Source organism: Thermoanaerobacterium sp. RBIITD, from assembly GCF_900205865.1.
Taxonomy (GTDB): Bacteria; Bacillota; Thermoanaerobacteria; order Thermoanaerobacterales; family Thermoanaerobacteraceae; genus Thermoanaerobacterium.
In genome coordinates this window covers 93,651-114,534 of the sequence record NZ_LT906662.1, presented here as the reverse complement: position 1 = coordinate 114,534, position 20,884 = coordinate 93,651, and the positions used below count along the sequence as shown (strand labels likewise).

Here is a 20,884-nt window from a genome sequence, read left to right as displayed (position 1 = left end):
CTATGGCAATTTTTAGGGAATTCAATCCAATAGAACATGATAGGGCTGTTGAAGATAGAAGAAGACACCGTCAGCTTGTGGAAGAATCAATCAAAAAAAATCTTGTTGATATAATATCAGAAGAAAGCATAATAGGGCAAAGCAAGGACAAAAAGATAAAAATACCGATAAGAGGGCTTAAAGAATATCAATTTATTTATGGGCGAAATATCCCCAGTATTGGAAGTGGTGATGGTACTGAAAAAAGAGGAGATAAGATAGGAAGTGTTGGTGAAAATGGTCAAGGAAAGGGTAATTTAGGCGCTGGCAATGAAGAAGGAGAAGATATTTATGAAACTGACGTTACAATAGAGGATTTGATATATTTCCTTTTCGAAGACCTAAACCTTCCATATCTTGATAGAAAAAAGTTTTCTGAAATTTTGTCAGAGAACTCCAATAAGAGGTCAGGATATCAAAGAAATGGAATACCTCCAAGACTTGCAAAGAAGAGAACAGTTTTAGAGAAATTAAAAAGAAAACAGTCTATGAAAAGAGCCTTAAAAGAAGCAGATTTGGATGAGAAGATACAGAGATTTCCATTCAAAAATGATGATTTAAGATTTTATCGGATAAAAGAATCTAAGAGGCGAGAGTCTAATGCAGTTGTTATTTGCATCATGGATACATCCGCGTCGATGGACCAAACAAAGAAATACCTTGCAAGGTCTTTCTTTTTCCTTCTTTATCAATTTTTAAGAATGCGTTATTTGAATGTGGAAATAGTATTTGTTGCACATTCGACAGTTGCAAAAGAAGTAGATGAAAATGAATTTTTTCATAAAGTTGAATCAGGAGGAACTTATATTTCTAGTGGATATAACAAAGCCTTAGAAATTATAGAGCAACGGTATAGTCCAAAATTCTGGAATATTTATGCTTTTCATTTAAGTGATGGTGATAACTGGAATGAAGATGATGTAAAGGCAATAGAAATGGCCAAAAAGCTTTGTGAAGTATGTAACCTTTTCGGCTATGGAGAAATAATGCCAAGGTTTTATTCTAGTACTATAAAGAAAAAGTATTTAGAACAAATAAAATATAGAAATTTTGTAATTGCTACTATAGAACGCAAAGAGGATTTATGGCCGTCGCTCAAATCAATGCTTCAAAAAGATTTAAAGGATGCGTGATAATATGGAGTATACAATTAAAGAGCTTGAAGAATGGAATAAAAAAATTGAAAAAATAGCAAATGATGAAGGGCTCAATTATTATCCACAAGAGTTTGAGATAATAAGTTACGATGATATGATTGCATATGAAGCATATGTGGGAATGCCTTCAAGGTATCCCCACTGGAGTTTTGGCAAATCATATGAAAGGATTAAATCGCTTTATAGATACAATCTAACAGGTCTTCCTTATGAAATGGTAATAAATTCTGATCCATGTATAGCATACCTTGTCAAAGATAATACGTTGCTTCTTCAAATTTTAACTATGGCACATGTATATGGGCATAACGATTTTTTTAAGAATAACAGACTATTTAGGATAGGTACAAATGCATCATATACTGTTGAAATGTTTAAGAACCATGGTAGCCGAATAAGGAGCTATATTAATGATCCAAGCATAGGTTATGAAAATGTGGAAAAGATTTTAAATGCTGCACATGCATTAAGATATCAAATATCAAGAGCAATCGGTGAAAAAAGAATAAGCGATGAAGAACTCAAAAAAAGATTAATTGAAGATTACAAAGAAAAAACATCAAAGCATAGCCTTATTGAACCAAAGATACAATTGGAACCACCTGATCTAAGTAAAATACCACTTCAACCAGAGGATGATTTGTTATACTTTATAATAAAATATTCTGATTTATCAGAATGGGAAAAAGATATATTGGAAACAGTTCGTGAGGAGACGGAATATTTCATACCACAAATAGAAACAAAAATAATGAATGAAGGTTGGGCAAGTTTTTGGCACTATAGAATCTTAAATAGACTTGAATTACCAACAAATTTACACCTTGAATTTATTAAAAGGCATAATGATGTTGTTGCACCCGTAAGTGGAAGTATCAACCCTTATTATCTAGGCTTTGAAATATATAAAGATTTAGAAAAAAAACATGGCGTTAAAAAATTATTTGAAGTAAGGCTTCTCGATAGAGATCAAACATTTATAAGAAGGTACCTCACTGAAGAATTATGCAATAAATTAAATTTATTTGAATATGGGAAATTCGGAAATGACTATATTATAACGGAAGTACCTGATAAAGAGGGGTTTGAGAAAATAAGAAATACATTGAGCGATTCAGCAGGAATGGGAATGATACCTTATATAAGAGTAATTGATATGTCTAAAAAAGATAAAACATTGACATTGGAACATGTTTTTGATGGTAGAGAGTTAAATGTAAAATATGCTGAGGAAACTTTAAAATACGCGGTTGAATTATGGGGACACAGAGTAATATTAAAAACAAATATTAATGGGAAATCTTCCGATATAATATGTGATGAAGAAAAAAATATTTCATACGCATAAGCAGGTTTAACCTGCTTTTTTTATGTGAATAACACAAAAAAACTATAGTAAATGTTTTATTTGAAAATTATTTAAGAATGATTAAAAATTTTAGACTTTTAATTTTATATGACATAGTGCTATAATAAAATAATAATACCAGCTACTAATTATTATAATGAATGGAGTGGATTATATGATTAATATGACGTTAGGGCAATACCTTGACCATATTGCAAGCAAATATCCAGATCAGGATGCCCTTGTTGTATCAGGTAAATTAAGATATTCTTACAAAACACTAAAAAATATTGCAAATAGATTAGCAAAAGGTCTTCTGAAAATAGGTTTAAAAAAAGGTGACCATGTAGCTATATGGGCATCTAACGTACCAGAATGGATAATAACACTTTTTGCAACTGCAAAAATTGGTTGTCCTCTCGTTCCAGTGAATACAGAATATAAGGACAGCGAAGTGGAATATATTCTTAAGCAATCAGACTCTAAAGCTATTATATTAATAGATGGATATAAAAAATTAAATTATGTTAAAACAATCTATGATTTAATGCCTAATCTTAAGAGATCTCAAAAGGATAATTTTCATTCTGAAAAATTTCCTAATCTTAATTATATAATAAATATCGGTAAGAATATATATCCCGGAATGTATAATTTTGATGAAATATTAGAAATTGGCAATATGCAAGATGATAATATAGTCTATGAAATACAAAACTCTTTAAAACCCGATGAAGTAATTGACATTCAATATACATCAGGAACAACAGGCTTTCCTAAGGGTGCGATGCTTACACACTATGGGCTTTTAAATAATGGTGATGCCATAGCAACACGAATGAAGTTTACAACAAATGATAAACTTTGTATTACTGTACCGCTTTTTCACTGTTTCGGATATACTCTTTCAGTAATGGCGTGCCTATCAAAAGGAACGACAATGGTATTAGTTGATCATTTTAACCCATTAACAGTTATGGAAGTTTTGGATAAGGAAAAGTGTACTGCAGTACACGGTGTTCCCACTATGTTTATAACCATGCTTAACCATCAAGATTTCAATAAATTTGATTTTTCAAATATGCGTACAGGTATCATGGCAGGCTCTGTATGTCCTATAAAAGTTATGAAAGCCGTTGTAGAAAAGATGAACATGAGAGAAATTACCAGTGTATATGGGTTAACGGAGGCATCGCCGGGTATAACACAGACAAGTGTTGATGATTCTTTAGAAGATAGGGTTTCGACAGTTGGATATGTTTTTCCAGAAATTGAGATGAAGGTCGTTGATCCCAAAACTGGAGATGAATTACCTATAGGTGTTGAAGGAGAAATTATAGCTCGAGGTTATAACATAATGAAAGGTTACTACAAAATGAAAGAAGAAACAGAAAAAGTAATAGAACCTGATGGTTGGCTCCATACAGGTGATATTGGAAAAATTGACGAAAGAGGATATTTGAGAATTACAGGCAGATTAAAAGATATGATCATAAGAGGTGGTGAAAATATTTCTCCGACAGAAATCGAAGAATGTTTATACCACCATCCTGGTGTTAAAGATGTACAGATTATAGGTGTACCCGATGAGAAATACGGTGAGGAAATAATGGCATATGTGATACCAAAGGAAGGCTATCATTTAGCGGAAGATGACATTATAGAATATGCAAAACAAAAATTAGCGAGATTCAAAATACCAAAGTATGTGAAGATAATAAGTGAATTTCCTACGACAACAAGTGGTAAGGTGCAGAAATATCGCTTAAGAGAAATGGCTATTTCTGAATTAAATTTTTCTTGACTTTATCATTAGAAAGTATTAAAATATCAGAAAATATCATAAAGGGGTGTCATATGAACATATATTATCTCGGCCCTAAAGGTACATTTTCTGAGCAGGCTCTTTTGACATATATAAAAGGGAAAGAAGGCTATTGCGTCGAAGAGGTAAAAACCATACCCGATATTATTATGCGTATTAGCAACAATATAGGCGATGAAGCTTTAGTTCCTATAGAGAATTCTATAGAAGGTTCTGTAAATGTGACATTGGATATGCTTATTAACGATGCTGAAGGTTTGAAAATAAAAGATGAAATAGTACTGCCAATTTCCCATTGTCTTATTGCGGACAAAATGATTGATTTTAATGATATAAAATCAATCATTTCACATCCGCAGGCATTGGCACAATGTCGAAAATATATTAAAGACAATTTTCCGCAAGCAAATATTATAAATTCTGACAGTACAGCAAAAGCAGTTGCTGAGATAAAGCACAAATACGATGCGGCTGCCATTGGAAATGCGAGAGCGGCTGAAATATATGATGCAAAAATAATAGATAAAGATATACAAGACATAAAGAATAATTTTACACGATTTATTGTACTTGCACATAAAGATTCTATGTATACAGGTTACGATAAAACATCATTAGTTTTTTCAGTACCAAATGAACCGGGAAGCTTATATAGAATACTTGAAGTTTTTGCAAATGAGAACATAAACATGACTAAGATAGAGTCTAGACCATCAAGAAGAAAAATTGGAGAATATGTTTTTTGGGTTGACATTGAAGGCCATAGGTGCGATAATCATATTATCAAAGTTTTAAATGTATTAAATGGTAAAACGGATTTTTTGAAAATATTAGGATCATATCCCAAATATAAGTAAAACGGTAGAATGGAGGAAATTTAATATGGTAATTGTAATGAAACCAAATGCTACAGAAAAGCAAATTTCTGATGTGTCAAATCTTTTGTCATCTCTTGATCTTGGAGCACACATTTCTAAAGGTGAAGAGCGAGTTGTAATAGGCGTTATTGGAGATAAGAAAAAACTTCATGATAAACCTATCGAATTAATGGATGGTGTAGAAAAAGTTGTACCTATAGTAGAATCATACAAACTTGCAAGTCGTACATTTAACCCTGTATCAACTGTTATTGATGTCGATGGCGTTTTAATTGGAGATAAAAATATAGTTATTATGGCAGGTCCATGTGCGGTTGAAAGCAGAGAGCAGCTTTTTGAAAGTGCAGAAGCGGTGAAAAAGTCAGGAGCAAAGTTTTTAAGAGGCGGTGCATATAAACCGAGGACGTCTCCATATTCTTTTCAAGGGCTTGAAGAAGAAGGTCTTAAAATGCTTTATGAAGCAAAAAGATATACTGGTCTTAAAATTGTAACTGAAGTAATGGATATACATTCAATAGATGTTGTTTCAAAATATGCAGACGTACTTCAGATAGGTGCAAGGAATATGCAGAATTTCTCATTGCTTAGAGAAATTGGTAGGTCTGATATGCCTGTTCTTTTAAAGAGAGGTATTGCAGCAACTATTGAAGAATGGTTAAATGCTGCTGAATATATTTTAAGTGAAGGTAATGAAAATGTGGTACTTTGTGAAAGAGGTATAAGGACATTTGAAACATACACAAGGAATACTTTAGACCTAAGTGCAGTTCCTGTAATTAAAAAACTGAGCCATTTACCGATAATAGTAGATCCAAGTCATGGAACCGGAAAATCGTTTCTTGTAAATTCAATGGCAAAAGCCGCAATAGCTGCTGGTGCCGATGGTCTTATCATTGAAGTGCATCCAGATCCCCAAAATGCTTTATCAGATGGTGCTCAATCACTTACACCAATGGAATTTGACATGTTGACTAAGGAAATCTTATCTATTGCTAATGCTATAGGACGTGATTTTGAATGATTAAAAAAGTGTCAATAATTGGGCTTGGACTTATAGGAGGTTCGCTGGCAAAAGCAATCAAAGAATATACAAATATTAAAATAATCGGTGTTGATATAGATGAAAATTATATTCATGAAGCAATTAGAGAAGGCATAATAGATAAAGGAATTAAAAATATTCAATCAACTTTAGACGCAGATGTTGTTTTTATCTGTTCACCTGTTGGTGAAATAATAAACTGTATAAAAAATGTAATTCCTTACTTGAAAGATGGATGTATTATTACCGATGTCGGAAGTACTAAAAAGTCTATAATGGATATGATTGATAAAGTATTAACGCAGAACACTTATTTTATTGGTGGACATCCAATGACTGGTTCTGAAAAGTCTGGCTTTTATGCAAGTGATGTTAATCTTTTTAAAGACAACAGCTATTTTATAGTGCCACATAAAAACACTCCTACAGAGATTGTAAATATGTTTATTGATGATATAATTAAAAAAATAGGTGCCAAGCCTGTTATTATTGACGATGTCTTACATGACAAAATAACAGGGATTATTAGTCATGTTCCACATATACTATCTGCGACATTGACTAATTTTGCATATAAAGAAGATTTGCATGCAATAAAATTTGCCGCAGGCGGATTTAAAGATACAACAAGGATTTCTATGTCTCAGACAGAGATGTGGAAAGATATAGTTATTAGCAATAAAGATATAATAAGGGAACTTCTTGTAAATTATGAAAAAATGCTTAATGAATTTATTTCATTCATTGATAGCAATGATATCCAATCAATATGTAGATTTTTCGATACAGCAAGGGAAATTCGAAAGAGCATATCTCTTTAAAATGCGAAAGGAATGAATTTGCTACATGGATATGGTAATAAATGAGAAAAGGTGTATTAAAGGTATAATAAATGTACCAGGTGATAAGTCTATAACACATAGGGCTATAATATTCGGCTCTATTGCAGAAGGAGATACATTAGTTAAAGGCTTTTTAAAAAGTGATGATTGCTATTCAACAATGAAATGTATGAAAAAACTTGGTGTTGATATAAAAGTAGTTGACAAAAATGTTATTGTTAAAGGAAAGGGCCTATATCTTAACGAAAGTCATGATATTCTTGATGCTGGTAATTCAGGTACGACAATGAGACTTATAATGGGCATATTAGCTGGCCAGAAATTTAAGACCGTTTTAACTGGTGATGAATCATTAAAAAGAAGACCAATGAATAGAGTTATTAAACCACTTACTGAGATGGGAGCAAAAATATCTGCCATTGATAATAATTATGCACCATTGACAATACAAGGTAACAAGCTTAAGAGTATTTATTATAAAACTAAGGTTGCAAGTGCGCAGGTAAAATCATGTTTAATGCTCGCAAGTCTTTACGCTGACGGTGAAACAATAATTGAAGAACCATATAAGTCGAGGAATCACAGTGAACTTATGCTTAATTATTTCGGTGGAAATTTTGCGGTTGATAATAATAGAATAATATGTCGCCCGGTTTCAAAATTATATGGCCGTGAGATTTGTATTCCAGGAGATATATCATCTGCGGCTTATTTTATAGTTGCTGCAAGTATATTACCACAATCAGAAGTTATGATAAAAGATGTCAACATAAACTATACTAGGACTGGGATAATCGATGTTATAAAAAAAATGGGTGGCAATATATTAATTGAAAATGAAAGGGTATTAAACAGTGAACCTATTGCAGACATTATCATAAAATCATCTAATCTTAAAGGTATAGAGATCTGTGGGGAGATAATACCAAGGCTTATAGATGAGATACCAATTATCGCTGTTGCAGCCGCATTTGCCGATGGTAAAACGGTAATAAAAAATGCGGAAGAGTTAAAAGTAAAAGAGAGCAATAGGATAAATACCATGGTGTCAGAATTAAAGAAAATGGGAGCAGACATAACTGAAACAAATGATGGAATGGTTATATATGGGAAAGAATATTTAAATGGAGCAGTAGTCAATAGCCATAATGATCACAGAGTGGCAATGTCATTAAGTATAGCAGCTTTAAGAGCGAAGGGAATTACAACGATAAAAAATGCGGAATGTACTAATATTTCATATCCAGATTTTTATAAAACACTCAATGTGTTATAATAACATTGGTGATATTGATGAAAGAAAAAATACTAGTTATTGAGGATGAAAAGCGGATAGCACGTTTTTTACAATTAGAATTTGAACATGAAGGATATAAAGTCGTAATTGAATATAATGGCGATATTGGGCTTAAAAGGGCTTTTGAAGAGAAATTTGATTTGATCATATTGGATATTATGTTACCGGGTTTAAATGGATTTGAAATATTAAGTGAAATTAGAAAGAAATCTGATGTTCCAGTAATAATCCTTACAGCAAAAGATGAAGTTAAGGATAAAGTTACAGGGCTTGATATAGGAGCAGATGATTATCTTACAAAACCATTTTCAATTGAGGAATTAATGGCAAGGGTTAGAAATGCTTTAAGAAAACATAATAAAGTAAATACTAAAAAATTAAGTTATGCTGGAATTACAATGGATTTATCTACATATAAAGTTACGAGAGATGGAAAAGAGGTTGAACTTACAAAAAAGGAATTTGATTTACTTAAATATCTTATTATTAATGCTGGGATTGTATTGTCACGTGAGAAGATCTTAGAAAACGTCTGGGATTATAACTATTTTGGAGAAACAAATATTGTTGATGTGTATATTAGATATTTACGAAGCAAAATCGATGACCCTTTTGACAAAAAATTAATACAAACTATAAGAGGTGTTGGTTATTCACTAAGGGAAGGTAATAATGAAGATTAAATATTTTCGATTATCGATAAAACTAAGAATAGCATTGCTGTATTCAATAATATTTTCAATAATTTTGATAATATTAAATGCATCTGTTTTATATGGACTCAAATACTATTTAATATATCAGGCATTCAATGATGTAGAAAACCAATCCGACGCATTAATAAAGAATCTTATTGAAGTAAATGGCGACATTGACAATATTAATAAAAACCTAATTTTTACATCTGCTATTGGAGAAAACATGTATATAAAAATTGTCGATAACAATGGCAATGTAATTTATGAGTCATCATTGAAACAAAAGACTAGTATACCGTATAATACAAATTTTAATACACCAACAAAGGTTGAAAAGGATGATACGCATATCACATATATAAACAGAAAATATGCAGTAAATAAAAATATTTTATATATACAAGTAGTTGAAAATATGAGAAGTCAATATATCTTTTTGAAACTTTTATTTTTATTGATGGCAATTTCAGATATTATTGGAGTTTTAATATCTTTTTTGGTTGGGTATTTTGTGACGGGCAGAGCTTTAAAACCTGTTGATTACATGGTTAAGGAAGTCCGCGAAATTGATGCAAAGAAACTTAACAAAAGATTAAAGATAAATGGTAAAGATGATGAACTTTCAAAACTTGCATTTACATTTAATGATATGCTTGATAGATTAGAAGACTATTTCAAAAGACAAAATGCATTTATTTCAAATGTGTCCCATGAATTAAGAACACCCTTATCAGTTTTTAAAGGATATATAGAGCTTATAGATAGATGGGGTAAAGACAATAAGGATGTGTTAGAAGAATCAATTGAGGCATTAAAAAAAGAGCAACAGGACATGGAAAGATTGATTGAAAGACTTTTAATGCTAGCAAAAGGTGATAATAAAACTATAAAATTAAATAAAGAAACATTTTATATGAATGAATTAATAAAAGAAGTTATCTTAGAAGTAAAAATGATTTATAATAAGAAGAACTTTGATATCGAAGAAAATGAAGATTTTCTATTAAAAGCTGATAGGAGCCTTATAAAGGAACTTTTAAGAATAATTATTGACAATGCTTGCAAATATACTGAAGATAATGGCAATATAAAAATTTCTACATTTAATTTAGACAAAAATATTAAAATAAGTGTAAAAGATGATGGTATGGGGATACCAAAGGAAGATTTACCATATATATTTGATAGATTTTATAGAGTTGATAAGGCCAGAAACAAAGAAACAGGCGGTACTGGGCTTGGACTTTCTATAGCAAAACTAATAGTTGATTTGCATGGTGGGAAAATCGACGTGGAAAGCGAAATAAATAAAGGCTCAGAGTTTACGATAACAATCCCAAATAGATAAGAATTCGGGATTTACTGTATTTATTGTAGTGAACTCTGTAACTTTTTAGTGACAATAACCACAATATATAGTATAATAAAAATACAATAGAAACTATATATTGGAGGATAAAAATGTTAAAACAAGAGGTTATAACCGAAAAAAAGGTGGAAGTTAAAGAATCGCTAAAAGTATATATTTGTCCTGATTGTGGTGCAAAGTTAGTACATGAAAGTGGGTGTATTTATTGTCCTTTCTGCGGATACAGTTAATGCCACTAAATACCTGTATTCCCACCAATTTAATATAGACACATTAGCCTATTCCCATTATAATTAAAGTAAAATATGCCGAATCCCCAAAAAGGGGTACGGGGGATTTATATTGGGGTGAATCCATTATGTGGTAGGGCGGCCCTTTGTCCGAACCCGTCAACTAACCTCGGAGGCAAAGGGGGAAAACTAATGTTTAAAAAATGTATTAAGGTAAAACCTCTCATTGCATCAGTCGCAGTTACCTTAATGTTGTCACAGTCTGCTTTTGCAGCAACATATACTGTAAAGCCGGGTGACAGCCTGTATAAAATCGGTCTGAATTATGGTACAACATATAATCAGATCATAAAATTAAACAATCTTAATGATACAGTCATTTATCCAGGTCAGGTATTAGTAGTACCAGGAAATGACAACACATACACAGTTCAAAAAGGTGATAGTCTATACTTAATTGCCGTAAAATTTGGTACAGCTGTTGATGCATTGAAATCTGTCAATGGTTTAACAGGTGATATGATATATCCAGGACAAGTTTTTGTAATACCTGGGAATGGGACAGGCTCAACTGCTTCAGCTACAAAGAATTATCAAGAAGTAAACAGAGGTTCAATAAGTAGAGGTGTAATATCATATACAAATGAAGAATTGGACCTTCTTGCAAGGCTTATAAATGCAGAAGCAGGTGGTGAATCGTATAAAGCAAAAGTAGCCGTTGGTGCTGTAATAGTTAATAGAGTAAAGAGTAATAAGTTTCCGAATTCTATAAAAGATGTAATATATCAGGTTGACAACAATGGCTATTATCAATTTACGCCTGTTGAAAATGGTTGGATCAATAAACCAGCTACGACAGATTCAATTAATGCCGCAAGGGAAGCCTTGAGTGGCAATGATCCTACAAATGGAGCGCTTTATTATTTTGATGATAGTGCTACAAATCAATGGTTATGGTCATTGCCTGTTGCCGCAAGAATAGACAATATGGTATTTTCTTATGCAAGATAAGATAGTATGTAAAATAAATGATGCAAATATGAGAGGTAAAGAGGAGCAAAATGGATACCGAAAGGTATCCATTTTGCTTTATAGAGTTTTTGCTTCATACAATGTTATAAAACCGAATATTATAAATATAAATGCTGAGATAAAGTGCAATACTTTTGTAGGTAATTTTTTACCAAGATATACACCAACAACAATTCCTATGACATCTGCTACAAAAATCCCTGCTGTAGCACCAATCAAAACTAGTGCAGGATTTTTATATGTAGCAGTAAGTGCTAATGTAGACAACTGTGTTTTATCTCCGAATTCGGATATAAAATATGTACTTATAATTGTAAAAGCTGGGCCATATTTAGATTTTCTGATTTTTTCATGTTCCATGTGACCGTTCTTCAACGTAATTAAGCCAAAAATCAAAAAAGATATGGCAGCTAACAATTTCACATATTTTATTGGTATGTACTCTGTAATAAATGATCCGAATAAAACTGCAATTCCCATATTTAAAAGAGCAGCAATTAAAATACTTATTAAAACAGTTCTGGCTTTTATGAATGTAGCAAATGCCATCGCCATCAACTGTGATTTATCACCCATTTCAGATGCAAAAACTAAAATAAATGATGTGAACAATGCACTCATCAATTCTGCCTCCTCATATTTTAGTGTGCCAAAAAAATAAAACCTATTACATAATATGCAAAACATATTACATAAAGGTCTCATTCTTTAAGATAAAGCCAGGTAAAAACCAGCATGTTGACTTTACCACATAGTATATATGTGAACTACTCCCCTTTATATAAAAAGTTGATAAATCAATATCCCTTTAAAAAATAAAAAATACTTAATATATTATAAAGTAATTTGAAAAATGTGTCAATATATATTGATAAATTTGATTAAACTGAATATAATATAAATAGGTAATATGAGTAGGTATAAAAAGCAACTATAATAAGGAGGTAATACATTGGTTAGGGAAGATATATATGGGAATGCTCCCGTGATATCCCATACAGCATATATTGATACTTCTGCTATATTGATAGGGAACATAGTGATAAAAGACAATGTTTATATAGGTCCAAATGTTGTTATAAGAGCTGATGAAGTTGATGAAAACTACAGAACTGGATGTATAGTAATTAGCGATGGAGTAAGTATACAAGATGGAGTCAATATAAATACCATAGGAAATTCTAATATAGAAATCGGTAAAAATGTTGTTGTTTTTAATGGAGCTATAATAAAAGGTAATTGTTCTATAGGCAATTTTTCAACACTTGGAATAAAAAGTATAGTTTTTAATTCAAATATTGATGATGGCTGTTATATAGGAATAAATTCCATTGTTGAAAATGCGAAAATTATGAATGGCATGATGGTTGAACACGGAGCAGTCATAAACGGTGATAATGTGTCGAAGTTGTTAAAGCCTATTACAAAAGATATAAACGAAATGTCGCAAAAAATAATAACAAATAGCATTAATCTTGTTACAGGTTATAAATTCATGGGAATGTAAAGGGCTACTTAGCCCTTTTTAACATATGCCATGCTGATTTATCTATAAGCCTTTTGTTAGCAAGTGAATCTACTGCTATATAAATGTAATCAAAGCCCTTGTATTTATCAAAAGGGATAGTTATATGTACTATTCCATTTTTGATCGATGCATAACCAAAATTCATGTTTTTCATTTTTCCCGATATAACTCTTGCTTTTATTCTACCAATTTCTTTATTGTCTTTAAAAAATATTCCATAAAATAAATATTCGTAATCACTATTAGCTTTTTCCCTACATTTAATATAAATATTTAGTTTATTATTTTCAGTGTATGCATATACATAAGTAATATCTGCTGCGCTATTTTCATAATCTCTTAAATTATCCCTAAAAGGATCAATGATTGCTTTATAATTATCTAAATTTCCACCAGTGTAATTTTTTATTATTCCATCCTTATAATCGCCAAAAAGTTCTGTTTTTCTGCAAAATGCCGATAAAAAGTCTTTCATTACTTTTACTTGCGTTTTGTACATCAAAAGTGCGGTTCCTTTTTTATCAATTTGATGATTTGTTAGTGGATAGAGATGCCAATTGGTTCCTGTATTTAATAGATTAGGAGGTGGATTTAAATTTAAATAAGTATGTTTCCCAAATGGCAAAGGCCAATCGCTTCTATGTATTATATATAAATATTGTGGTATATCATTTTTTTTCAATGTAAATAATGTATATTTTGTAAAACTATTAGTTCCCCAGTGGTCTGGATGGACCTCATTCGGGTGTGGGTAAACCACAAGTGTAGGATCATAATCATTGATAATTTTAGTTAAATCTTTTACTACTTTTTTACCTTCATATTCAACATTTTTGTCAAATGAATTATCATATGGGCTATGTGTAACTTTCGGACCAAAACTCTTATAAGGAGTATTCCAATAATCACCCCACAAATAAGAAAGTCCCTTATCAGGGTATCCAAGAAAAATTATATCATTTTTTTTCACCCCGAGAAATGAAAGCGCATTTAATGTTTCCTTCTGCCTTTCATATCCCATCTTTATATAATCATGCGGTTTTGGAAATGAAATATTGTAATTCTTCATAACGGCACGTGTAAAACCATCGCCGTTTGTTATAACTACAACTTTGACTTTCCCACCGTTTTTAATTGCATTTTGAATTATACCTGCGGCACCTAGTGATTCATCATCCGGGTGTGGAGCTATGACAAGCACCCTATCATATAAATTTTTTTTAGGTACTTCTTTTTTTAATGGCGTCTTACTGCCATAGTAATAATATTTCATTTCAAAAGTCAAAAATAATAAGACAAAGAGGACTAGGGTTATCAAAATATATTTTTTTCGCTTAATCATGTAAATTAATAATCCTTTCTTAGTATATAATAAATCTCAATTATATTATTTACAAAACTTCATAATTTATGGTATAATAATATTGCAAGATAAGTTCGATGCCCGAACTAATTTTTTAAAGCATTTAGTTCGGGCAGTGAACTAAATGGTGGTGATGATTTGTCACAGTATAAAAAAGGTACAAACTATCTTATCAAAAATATTAATACTGCTAATGTATTGGGCGTAATTAAGAAAATGCAGCCGATTTCACGTATAAAAATATCAAAAGTACTTAATATGAGCAAATCCACGTTATCATTATTTCATGTACGAGAATTTATTCAACCATATAAACATTAAAAAAGAGAACATTCATATCCCCGAAGGTGTATTAGATGACTTTGATAAGGAATGCAAATTGTATGATGAGGAGATAGAGAAATTTGGTGAGATAGATCTTCAAATCTTGGGGCTTGGTGTAAATGGACATATAGGATTTAATGAGCCAGATGATTATATAAATACAAAGACACATATTGTAAAACTTGCTGAGGAAACTATTAATTCAAACAAAAGATTTTTCAAAAGTGCTGATGAAGTGCCGAGAAAAGCTATTACAATGGGACTTGGGACTATAATGAAGGCAAAAAAGATTATACTTCTAGCTTCGGGGAAAAATAAAGCTATGGCAATTAAAGAAACTTTAAAGGGATATTTGACAACAGATGTTCCTTCAACGGTATTATCGTTGCATCCTGACGTAACTGTTATAATAGATAAAGATGCTGCATTTATGATTGATATAAATAAGTTAGTGGTGTAAAAAATTTTTAACAGTTTAAGCTATAGGCTTTGTCTATAGCTTTTTTATGTTGTTTATATTTTTAAATAAAATATAACTTCAAAGTAGCTATTGACAGAATGGGAAAAAGGTGATATATTTTATTTAGTAAGAGTCCCATATACAGGGGGATAGTATATAAGGAGGATGAAAATATGAAACCATTAAATGTAACAGATATGAATTTTGATAATGAGGTATATAATTCTGACAAACCTGTTTTAGTTGATTTTTGGGCAAAATGGTGTGGGCCATGCAGAATGATGGCTCCAGTCTTAGAAGAATTTGCTGAAGAATATTCTGATAGGATAAAGGTTGTTAAACTTGATGTTGATGAAAATCCTATGATAGCATCACAGTATAGGATTATGAGTATTCCTACACTAGGAGTTTTTGTAAATGGTGAATTAGTTGATAAAGTAATTGGTTTTATGCCAAAAGAACAATTAGAATACAGATTATCAAGATATCTAAATGCAGAAGTATAAAAATATATATTTTGGGATACCACACTTTAAATGGTATCCTTTTTCATATATTTTTCATTTTTTTAAGTTATAATAAATATGGGGTGTTTACAAATGAAGATACTTGTTGTAGATGATGAAAAAAAGATTCTTGATGTAGTTAAATCATACTTAGAGCATGAGGGGTTTACCATTATTACCGAAACAGATGGGGCCAATGCATTAAATATATTTAAGAAAGAAAATCCTGATTTAGTTATTCTTGATCTTATGTTGCCTGGATTATCAGGTGAAGAAATTTGCGAAAGAATACGAAATATATCAAAAGTACCAATTCTTATGTTAACTGCAAAAGTAGAAGAGGAAGATAAGGTAAATGGATTCTCAATAGGTGCTGATGATTATCTAACAAAGCCTTTCAGCCCAAGAGAGTTAGTTATGAGAGTAAAGGCGATACTAAGGCGTGCGAAAGATGAAATACCATTAAAAGATGTGTTTTCATTTAATAATAATGACCTTATCATTAATACAAGGTCACACGAAGTTAAAAAAAAGGATGAATTAATTAATCTCACACCTAACGAGTATAAACTTCTTATGGTGCTTATTCAAAATCCTAATAAAGCATTTACACGTGATGAACTCGTGACAAAAGTTATGGGATACGATTATGAGGGATATGATAGAACAATTGATGCACATATAAAAAATTTACGGCAAAAAATAGAGGATGATACTAAAAATCCAGTCTATATAAAGACTGTGTATGGAATAGGATATAAATTTGGTGAAGAAAATGCTTAAAAATGATATAAGAACAAGAACTGCTATAGCTTTTGTCTCAATTGCACTGATATCAATAATAATATTTAGCGTGATAACAAATATTGCAATAATCACAAATTTCGGCAACTATATAAAACAATCAACATACAAGGATTTTAAAGACATAGCAACATCGCTTGCTGAAGCCTATAAAGCGAGTGGAAATTGGAACGAAGCTGGTTTGGAAATATCCCACAATGTTATGATGAAAGGATATGGACTTAAAGTAAAAGACTTAAATGGAAAGACTATTTTGGACTTCTCATCAATGATGAATATGATGGGATTAAGAAATTTTAGTAAAACTACGACCAAAACACTTCCGGTTGTTTTAGATGGGAAAAAAGTAGGTTATGTTGATATTACGTATATTGGTACAATGCCGATGAATGAATTGGATTTTAAATTTTTATATGATATTAATAAATATAATATTTTTATTACTATATTAGCTATCTTAATAGCTTTTTTAATAAGCATTTATATTTCGAAATATCTTACAAAACCAATTTTGAATATTACGGCTGTAGCAAAAAAACTTGAAAATGGCAATTATAATGAAAAAGTAAATGATATTCCTAAAGAAGAAGAGCTTTTTAATTTAACAGCTGCTATAAATCATCTTGGCGAATCTTTAAAAAATCAGGAAATGATAAGAAAACAGATGACACATAATATAGCGCATGAATTAAGAACACCATTAACTACACTTAAAAGCCATTTAGAAGCAATGATTGATGGAATATGGGAACCTACTAACGAAAGATTAATAAGCCTTCATGAAGAGGTTACAAGATTATCGAATCTCATAAATGACCTTGAACTATTAAATAAAGCAGAATCAGATATTTTGGGTATAAAAAAAATTAAATTTAATCTTTCTGAAGTTGTAAAAAACATTCTTATAAATTATGAAGCAATATTTTATGATAAAAAACAAACTATCGTGAAAGATATTGATAATAATATTTTGATATATGCTGATAAAGATAGGATATCTGAGGTTATAATAAATTTAATAACAAATGCTAATAAATATACACAGATAGGTGGCAATATAAAAATTAAACTATATAAAGAAGGAAATAATGTCGTATTTATCATAGAGGATAATGGAATAGGAATTTCAAAATATGATATGCAATTTATTTTCGAAAAGTTTTATAGAGGTGAGAAATCGAGAAACAGAAAATTAGGTGGAAGTGGTTTAGGTCTTTCAATTTCTAAAGCTATAATAAAAGCACATAATGGAACAATAAGTGTTGACAGTATTTTAAATAAAGGTACAAAATTTACGGTAAAAATACCGATTGATGATTAAATTCATAAATTCTTCATAACATCATTGTAAAATATAAGTTAAGGAGGATGATAATATGATGTGGGGAATGATGAATGGATGGGGCTACGGAGGAAATTTCATATGGGGCCTCATATGGATGATTGTGGAAATAGGTCTTGTAATTGGCGCGATATACTTTATAGTATCACTTTTTCAAAACAATAAAGGTGGATATAGAAAAAATGATGCTATGGAGATATTGCGTGAAAGGTATGCACGAGGAGAAATAAGTGAAGAAGAATACTTAGAGCGTAAAAAAAATCTTGAAGAAAAATAAATTTTATGAGCCTTTATGACAAATGAAGGCTCTTTTTTATGTTATAATATTGACGTGGGGTGGTATTTTGAAAAAAATTTTGGCATTTATAACAATTTTACTTATATTAGTAATTTCAATTACCGCATGCAATACGACAAAAGTAGGTTTAACAAATAATACAAATACAGCGTCTACGACAAATGCAAATAATACACCTGCAAATAAAGCAGGAAATAAACTTAATATTTATTACTTAAATGTTGGGCAAGCGGATAGTATTCTCATAAACACTCCTGATAACAAATCCATGCTTATTGATGCAGGAAACCGTGAAGATGGCAATTTTATAGTAAATTACATTAAAAAACTTGGAATACAAAAACTCGACGTTGTTATAGCGACACATCCTCATGAAGATCATATAGGTGCGATGGCACAAATAATCAAAACTTTTGATATAGGGTCATTTTATATGCCAAAAGTGACCACAAATACAAAAACATTTGAAAATATGTTAAGGACTTTGCAACAAAATAATATAAGAGCAATATATGCAAAAGGCGGTATGAAGATACAGTTAGGGAAAGGGGTAGATATTGATTTGCTTGCGCCTAATAGGAGCAAATATGATGATTTAAATGATTACAGCGCTGTTGTAAGATTGACATATGGTAAAAAAGCATTTTTATTTGAAGGTGATGCTGGAAAACCTTCGGAGTATGAGATGTTGCAAAGGGGTTATGATTTGAAAGCCGATGTATTGAAAGTCGGGCATCATGGAAGTATTACATCAACTGGAAATAAATTTTTAGAAATGGTAAATCCCAAGTATGCCATTATCATGGTAGGAAAAAATAATGATTATGGCCTTCCTAATAAGGAAACGATTGACAAATTAAATGCGAAGGGCATTAAAATATTTAGGACAGATAAAGATGGTACAATACATATAGTAACAAACGGACAAATAATTGATGTATACACAAAACAATAAAAGCTCTATATTTCTATAGAGCTTTCTACTATATATTTATGCAGTTATATTCAAAATCTGTAGATCATTAACTACTTTTATATACTCAACATTAGGATCTTCGGTACCTTGTATACTCAAATTTGCATTTTTCATTTCATTAACATATTCTATAATTTCTCTTGTTATTCTTTCGCCAGGGCATAAAACCGGTATGCCTGGAGGGTACGCCATTAAAAATTCTGAGCTAATCTGGCCAATGCTTTCTTCTAAAGGTAAAGCAACTGATGAAGATTCAAATGCATATCTTGGAGAAATAATCATTTCTGGTATTTCAGGTATATCTAAAGCTTTTGTCATTTCTATGTCTTCTTTATACAATCTATTGCTAATTTCTCTTAATGCTCTTAATAAATAATCTACATTTTCCTTTGTATCACCGATAGAAAATACGCATAACGTGTTATACATATCAGCCAGTTCCGGTTGAATATAATATTTTTTCGCAAGGATATCTTCAAGCTCATGACCAGTTATTCCAAGACCTTTTGCTGTTATCGTGATTTTTGTAGGATCAAAATCATATGCACCATCGCGTCCAACAATTTCATTGCCGAAACAATATAAGCCATTTATATTATTTATTTCCTTACGAGCATATTCAGCAAGTTCTATTGTTTGGTCAAGTAACTCTTTACCTTCAGTCATCATTTGCATTCTTGCAACATCGAGTGATGCTAACAATATATATGAGGGACTTGTTGTTTGTAATAAACTCATGACTTGCTTAACCCTATTTATATCTATTCTTTTTGATTTTACATGAAGCATAGAACTCTGTGTCATAGAACCTATTATTTTATGCGTACTTTGTGCACATATATCGGCACCTGCTTCCATAGCAGATATTGGTAACTTTTCATTAAATTTAAGATGCGGCCCATGTGCTTCATCAACCATTAGTATTGCGCCGTAGTCATGAACTATTTCAGCTATTTTTACGATATCTGCCGACACTCCATAATAAGTCGGATTTATAATTAAAACAGCCTTTGCATCAGGATTATTTCTTAATGCTAACTCGACAGTTTCTGGAGTAACATTAAGAGCTACACCTATGTTTTTATCAACTTCTGGTTGCATATAAACCGGAATTGCACCACTTAAAATGATACCTGATGTAACAGATTTATGAATATTTCTTGGGACTATAATTTTTTCATTTTCTCCCATAACGCTTAAAATCATAGCCTGTATAGCTCCCGATGTCCCATGAATACAGAAGAATGTAGCGTCAGCACCAAATGCATCGGCAGCTAATTCCTGGGCTTTTTTTATGGGACCGGTAGGCCTGTGAAGGCTGTCAACTTGCTCGAAAACAGTAACATCCATAGATAACACATTTTTACCAACAAAGTCTAAAAATTTCTTTGCCATTCCCCTTCCCTTTTTATGGCCTGGGACGTGAAATGGTATGGTGTTGTTGTTGACATACTCCATTAATGCATCAAATAATGGAGTTTCAAAATGATTTAGCTTTTCCAACTTGATAAACACCCTCTTTCATA

Annotated in this window: 21 protein-coding genes, 1 pseudogene and 1 riboswitch; of the genes and pseudogenes, 19 read left to right on the top strand and 3 right to left on the bottom strand. The window is 31.2% G+C overall.

What is annotated here, in order from left to right; translation table 11 throughout:
* Positions 1 to 2: 2 nt before the first annotated feature.
* The 11 genes from yhbH (at position 3) to CPG45_RS00525 (ending at position 11,736) form a co-directional block, all read left to right on the top strand.
* Positions 3 to 1,172, top strand: coding sequence for a sporulation protein YhbH (gene yhbH, locus CPG45_RS00570; RefSeq protein ID WP_096233397.1), 1,170 nt, complete (start codon positions 3 to 5; stop codon positions 1,170 to 1,172).
* Positions 1,173 to 1,176: 4 nt separating this feature from the next.
* Positions 1,177 to 2,544: a SpoVR family protein gene (locus tag CPG45_RS00565; protein WP_096230153.1), complete on the top strand. Its 1,368-nt coding sequence runs from the start codon at positions 1,177 to 1,179 to the stop codon at positions 2,542 to 2,544.
* Positions 2,545 to 2,719: 175 nt separating this feature from the next.
* Positions 2,720 to 4,348: an AMP-binding protein gene (locus tag CPG45_RS00560; protein ID WP_096230152.1), complete on the top strand. Its 1,629-nt coding sequence runs from the start codon at positions 2,720 to 2,722 to the stop codon at positions 4,346 to 4,348.
* A 53-nt stretch (positions 4,349 to 4,401) separates the two neighbouring features.
* Positions 4,402 to 5,226, top strand: a complete 825-nt coding sequence (gene pheA / locus CPG45_RS00555; protein WP_096230151.1) for a prephenate dehydratase — start codon at positions 4,402 to 4,404, stop codon at positions 5,224 to 5,226.
* 25 nt (positions 5,227 to 5,251) lie between these two features.
* Positions 5,252 to 6,268 carry a 3-deoxy-7-phosphoheptulonate synthase gene (gene aroF, locus CPG45_RS00550; protein ID WP_096230150.1) on the top strand — a complete coding sequence of 339 codons (1,017 nt, stop codon included), beginning with the start codon at positions 5,252 to 5,254 and terminating at the stop codon, positions 6,266 to 6,268.
* Positions 6,265 to 7,110, top strand: coding sequence for a prephenate dehydrogenase (locus CPG45_RS00545; protein ID WP_096230149.1), 846 nt, complete (start codon positions 6,265 to 6,267; stop codon positions 7,108 to 7,110). Before aroF ends, CPG45_RS00545 begins: the two co-directional genes overlap by 4 nt.
* A 25-nt stretch (positions 7,111 to 7,135) precedes the next feature.
* Positions 7,136 to 8,407, top strand: a complete 1,272-nt coding sequence (gene aroA, locus CPG45_RS00540; protein WP_096230148.1) for a 3-phosphoshikimate 1-carboxyvinyltransferase — start codon at positions 7,136 to 7,138, stop codon at positions 8,405 to 8,407.
* 17 nt (positions 8,408 to 8,424) lie between these two features.
* Positions 8,425 to 9,111 carry a response regulator transcription factor gene (locus tag CPG45_RS00535; protein WP_096230147.1) on the top strand — a complete coding sequence of 229 codons (687 nt, stop codon included), beginning with the start codon at positions 8,425 to 8,427 and terminating at the stop codon, positions 9,109 to 9,111.
* On the top strand, positions 9,101 to 10,474 hold the full coding sequence (locus tag CPG45_RS00530) for a sensor histidine kinase (protein ID WP_096230146.1): 1,374 nt from the start codon (positions 9,101 to 9,103) through the stop codon (positions 10,472 to 10,474). The genes CPG45_RS00535 and CPG45_RS00530 overlap by 11 nt, the downstream gene beginning before the upstream one ends.
* Positions 10,475 to 10,587: 113 nt before the next feature.
* Complete coding sequence (locus tag CPG45_RS16975; RefSeq protein ID WP_172856432.1) at positions 10,588 to 10,725, top strand: hypothetical protein; 138 nt, start codon at positions 10,588 to 10,590, stop codon at positions 10,723 to 10,725.
* 66 nt (positions 10,726 to 10,791) lie between these two features.
* Positions 10,792 to 10,917: riboswitch (cyclic di-AMP (ydaO/yuaA leader) on the top strand.
* Positions 10,918 to 11,736 (top strand): cell wall hydrolase, encoded by an 819-nt coding sequence (locus tag CPG45_RS00525; protein WP_096230145.1) that lies wholly within the window; start codon positions 10,918 to 10,920, stop codon positions 11,734 to 11,736.
* A gap of 78 nt (positions 11,737 to 11,814) precedes the next feature.
* Here the strand turns inward: CPG45_RS00525 and CPG45_RS00520 are convergent, their stop codons facing one another.
* Positions 11,815 to 12,378, bottom strand: coding sequence for a TMEM165/GDT1 family protein (locus tag CPG45_RS00520; RefSeq protein ID WP_096230144.1), 564 nt, complete (start codon positions 12,376 to 12,378; stop codon positions 11,815 to 11,817).
* A gap of 331 nt (positions 12,379 to 12,709) precedes the next feature.
* Here CPG45_RS00520 and CPG45_RS00515 point away from each other — a divergent pair, with 331 nt between their 5' ends.
* A complete protein-coding gene (locus tag CPG45_RS00515; protein ID WP_096230143.1) occupies positions 12,710 to 13,264 on the top strand; it encodes an LbetaH domain-containing protein in 555 nt (184 codons plus the stop codon).
* Positions 13,265 to 13,268: 4 nt separating this feature from the next.
* Here CPG45_RS00515 and CPG45_RS00510 read toward each other — a convergent pair whose 3' ends face one another.
* The gene (locus CPG45_RS00510; protein ID WP_096230142.1) at positions 13,269 to 14,627 is read right to left on the bottom strand and encodes a PIG-L deacetylase family protein; all 1,359 of its coding nucleotides are present in this window, start codon (positions 14,625 to 14,627) and stop codon (positions 13,269 to 13,271) included.
* A gap of 159 nt (positions 14,628 to 14,786) precedes the next feature.
* Here CPG45_RS00510 and CPG45_RS00505 point away from each other — a divergent pair, with 159 nt between their 5' ends.
* The 7 genes and pseudogenes from CPG45_RS00505 to CPG45_RS00475 all read left to right on the top strand — a co-directional run bounded on the left by CPG45_RS00505 (position 14,787) and on the right by CPG45_RS00475 (position 19,337).
* Positions 14,787 to 14,969 carry a hypothetical protein gene (locus CPG45_RS00505; protein ID WP_096230141.1) on the top strand — a complete coding sequence of 61 codons (183 nt, stop codon included), beginning with the start codon at positions 14,787 to 14,789 and terminating at the stop codon, positions 14,967 to 14,969.
* Positions 14,923 to 15,432, top strand: a pseudogene (locus tag CPG45_RS00500) (glucosamine-6-phosphate deaminase); the annotation flags it as partial. The gene CPG45_RS00505 and the pseudogene CPG45_RS00500, both read left to right, overlap by 47 nt.
* Before the next feature lie 173 nt (positions 15,433 to 15,605).
* Positions 15,606 to 15,938, top strand: coding sequence for a thioredoxin (gene trxA, locus CPG45_RS00495; protein WP_096230140.1), 333 nt, complete (start codon positions 15,606 to 15,608; stop codon positions 15,936 to 15,938).
* Between the two features lie 93 nt (positions 15,939 to 16,031).
* The gene (locus CPG45_RS00490; RefSeq protein ID WP_096230139.1) at positions 16,032 to 16,721 is read left to right on the top strand and encodes a response regulator; all 690 of its coding nucleotides are present in this window, start codon (positions 16,032 to 16,034) and stop codon (positions 16,719 to 16,721) included.
* On the top strand, positions 16,714 to 18,063 hold the full coding sequence (locus CPG45_RS00485; RefSeq protein ID WP_096233395.1) for a sensor histidine kinase: 1,350 nt from the start codon (positions 16,714 to 16,716) through the stop codon (positions 18,061 to 18,063). Before CPG45_RS00490 ends, CPG45_RS00485 begins: the two co-directional genes overlap by 8 nt.
* Before the next feature lie 55 nt (positions 18,064 to 18,118).
* Positions 18,119 to 18,361, top strand: a complete 243-nt coding sequence (locus CPG45_RS00480; protein WP_096230138.1) for an SHOCT domain-containing protein — start codon at positions 18,119 to 18,121, stop codon at positions 18,359 to 18,361.
* Positions 18,362 to 18,428: 67 nt separating this feature from the next.
* Positions 18,429 to 19,337, top strand: coding sequence for a ComEC/Rec2 family competence protein (locus tag CPG45_RS00475; protein WP_231968904.1), 909 nt, complete (start codon positions 18,429 to 18,431; stop codon positions 19,335 to 19,337).
* A gap of 36 nt (positions 19,338 to 19,373) precedes the next feature.
* Here the strand turns inward: CPG45_RS00475 and CPG45_RS00470 are convergent, their stop codons facing one another.
* Entirely contained in the window at positions 19,374 to 20,861 is a 1,488-nt protein-coding gene (locus CPG45_RS00470) for an aminotransferase class I/II-fold pyridoxal phosphate-dependent enzyme (RefSeq protein ID WP_096230137.1), read from the bottom strand.
* Positions 20,862 to 20,884 lie beyond the last annotated feature (23 nt).

Bases quoted from the DNA above. Each gene is read 5' to 3' on its own strand.
- yhbH (WP_096233397.1), top strand. From the start codon at position 3: ATGGCAATTTTTAGGGAATTCAATCCAATAGAACATGATAGGGCTGTT.
- CPG45_RS00565 (WP_096230153.1), top strand. From the start codon at position 1,177: ATGGAGTATACAATTAAAGAGCTTGAAGAATGGAATAAAAAAATTGAA.
- CPG45_RS00560 (WP_096230152.1), top strand. From the start codon at position 2,720: ATGATTAATATGACGTTAGGGCAATACCTTGACCATATTGCAAGCAAA.
- pheA (WP_096230151.1), top strand. From the start codon at position 4,402: ATGAACATATATTATCTCGGCCCTAAAGGTACATTTTCTGAGCAGGCT.
- aroF (WP_096230150.1), top strand. From the start codon at position 5,252: ATGGTAATTGTAATGAAACCAAATGCTACAGAAAAGCAAATTTCTGAT.
- CPG45_RS00545 (WP_096230149.1), top strand. From the start codon at position 6,265: ATGATTAAAAAAGTGTCAATAATTGGGCTTGGACTTATAGGAGGTTCG.
- aroA (WP_096230148.1), top strand. From the start codon at position 7,136: ATGGATATGGTAATAAATGAGAAAAGGTGTATTAAAGGTATAATAAAT.
- CPG45_RS00535 (WP_096230147.1), top strand. From the start codon at position 8,425: ATGAAAGAAAAAATACTAGTTATTGAGGATGAAAAGCGGATAGCACGT.
- CPG45_RS00530 (WP_096230146.1), top strand. From the start codon at position 9,101: ATGAAGATTAAATATTTTCGATTATCGATAAAACTAAGAATAGCATTG.
- CPG45_RS16975 (WP_172856432.1), top strand. From the start codon at position 10,588: ATGTTAAAACAAGAGGTTATAACCGAAAAAAAGGTGGAAGTTAAAGAA.
- CPG45_RS00525 (WP_096230145.1), top strand. From the start codon at position 10,918: ATGTTTAAAAAATGTATTAAGGTAAAACCTCTCATTGCATCAGTCGCA.
- CPG45_RS00520 (WP_096230144.1), bottom strand. From the start codon at position 12,378: ATGAGTGCATTGTTCACATCATTTATTTTAGTTTTTGCATCTGAAATG.
- CPG45_RS00510 (WP_096230142.1), bottom strand. From the start codon at position 14,627: ATGATTAAGCGAAAAAAATATATTTTGATAACCCTAGTCCTCTTTGTC.
- trxA (WP_096230140.1), top strand. From the start codon at position 15,606: ATGAAACCATTAAATGTAACAGATATGAATTTTGATAATGAGGTATAT.
- CPG45_RS00490 (WP_096230139.1), top strand. From the start codon at position 16,032: ATGAAGATACTTGTTGTAGATGATGAAAAAAAGATTCTTGATGTAGTT.
- CPG45_RS00485 (WP_096233395.1), top strand. From the start codon at position 16,714: ATGCTTAAAAATGATATAAGAACAAGAACTGCTATAGCTTTTGTCTCA.
- CPG45_RS00480 (WP_096230138.1), top strand. From the start codon at position 18,119: ATGATGTGGGGAATGATGAATGGATGGGGCTACGGAGGAAATTTCATA.